General features: G+C 36.7%; 1 protein-coding gene and 1 pseudogene. Both read left to right on the top strand.

Annotated elements, in window-relative coordinates; genetic code table 11:
- Positions 1-355 (top strand): dUTP diphosphatase (gene dut, locus VXQ92_RS19085; protein WP_416682857.1); only part of this gene is annotated, 355 nt, incomplete at its 5' end.
- A gap of 199 nt (positions 356-554) precedes the next feature.
- Positions 555-1,235, top strand: a pseudogene (locus VXQ92_RS19090) (phosphomannomutase/phosphoglucomutase); the annotation flags it as partial.

Raw genomic sequence — 1,235 nt, forward strand, 5'->3', positions numbered from 1 at the left:
CTGTTTAGATGAAGCAATTGAGATTGAACCAGGCCAAACTGTTTTGGTTAAAACAGGTATGGCAATTTATATTCATGATGTGAATTTTGCTGGTTTAATTCTACCGCGTTCAGGTTTAGGCCATAAACACGGTATCGTGCTTGGTAACTTAGTTGGTTTGATTGATTCGGATTATCAAGGTGAGTTGATGGTTTCAGTGTGGAACCGTGGTCAAACCACCTTCCGTTTAGAACCAGGTGAGCGTTTAGCACAGTATGTTCTAGTTCCAGTAGTTCAGGCTGAATTTGAGCAAGTAGAGGAATTTGAAGAAACTTTACGTGGCGCAGGCGGCTTTGGTCACACTGGTAAACAATAATTAATTTATAAAAAATAATGAAAAGAAACGCTTGTTTTACAAGTGTTTCTTTTTACACCTTGAATGTTACAATGAATTATATTACAAAACGCTTTACTCATATTCTTTTAACTTTTTTTAGCAAATACCCATTTTTCAGATTTTGAATACTCTATGTTTTTGCGATAGATCAAATTGATCTTTAAATAGAAGATACGCTATGAATGTAAGACACTCATTTCCAAAAAATATTTTCCGTGCTTACGATATTAGAGGCAAACTTTCTTATTTAACTACGGACGTCGTCCGTTCAATTGCCTATGGATTGGCACAACAATATAAACAAGCAGAACAAACTCATCTGAGTATTGGTTATGATGCGCGCCTAACGAGTCCAGCTTATGCGCATTTAATCGAAGAGATATTATTATAGCAGGGTTTAAATGTTACAAATATTGGTTGTTGCTCAACCCCGATGATGTACTACATTGCACGGGAGTTTGGTGGTAATGGCATAATGGTAACAGCTAGCCATAATCCTAAATCAGATAATGGTATTAAATGGATTTTAAGAGGTGAACCTCCATCTCCTGAAATGATCCAGCAAGTAGGTGAATTTGCGCAAACTTATGTACCTACTCATACAATTTCATTATTAGAATTATCAACTCCTCAATTTAATTCAGAATTTTGTAAAAAATACCAACAAGCAATCTTTAACGATATTCAACTCAAGCGTCCTTTAAAAGTTGTATTAGATGGCCTGCATGGATCGGCAGGGCATTGCTCAAAACTCGTACTTGAAAAAATGGGTTGTGAAGTCATTGCTTTACGTACGACTCCAAATGGTGAGTTCCCTGATCACGCACCAGACCCTTCACATGCTGCGCATTTAAAAGAA

It is taken from the genome of Acinetobacter sp. 228, from assembly GCF_048147885.1.